The sequence below is a fragment of the Mycobacterium sp. genome, from assembly GCF_008709575.1.
Lineage (GTDB): Bacteria > Actinomycetota > Actinomycetes > Mycobacteriales > Mycobacteriaceae > Mycobacterium.
In genome coordinates this window covers 1-573 of sequence record NZ_VYIK01000504.1, presented here as the reverse complement: position 1 = coordinate 573, position 573 = coordinate 1, and the positions used below count along the sequence as shown (strand labels likewise).

Annotated in this window: 1 protein-coding gene; it reads left to right on the top strand. The window is 68.1% G+C overall.

Translation table 11 applies throughout. The annotated features are described in order from the left end of the window. Positions 1-514: TetR-like C-terminal domain-containing protein (locus tag F6Q13_RS19835; protein WP_293060109.1), on the top strand; the 514-nt coding region annotated here is incomplete at its 5' end. Positions 515-573: the final 59 nt, after the last annotated feature.

The window sequence follows — 573 nt, the reverse complement described above, 5'->3', positions numbered from 1 at the left end:
GGTGGCCGAGGAGGGCCTGCGGCAATTCACCGATGCGCTGGCGGTCCCCCGGACCCCCGACCCGGTCGCCGACTTGGTGGCCACGGGCATCGCCTACCGCCGCTATGCCATCGAGCGCCCGCACATGTACCGGCTGATGTTCGGCAGCACCAGCGCGCACGGCATCAACGCTCCGGCCCACAACGTGCTGAATCTGACGGTCGACGAGATCAGCGAGCACTACCCGAGTTTCGCGCGCGTGGTGCATCCGGTGCACCGCTCGATTCAGGCGGGCCGGATCACGGCCGGTTCAGCCGACGACGACACCGCAGTGGTCGCCATCGCCGCCCGCTTCTGGGCGGCGATCCACGGATTCGTGATGTTGGAGCTGGCCGGCTACTACGGCGGCGACGGCGCGGCCGTCGGGCCGGTCCTCGCCGGGTTGACGACAAATCTTCTTGTCGCGCTAGGTGATTCACCCGAGCAGGTGGAGCTTTCGCAGCGGTCGGCGATCAGCGGAAACCCCGACACCTAAGGTCGACTACTTGACGGTGACGGTGGCGCCGGCGGCTTCGAGCTTGGCCTTGGCCTCCT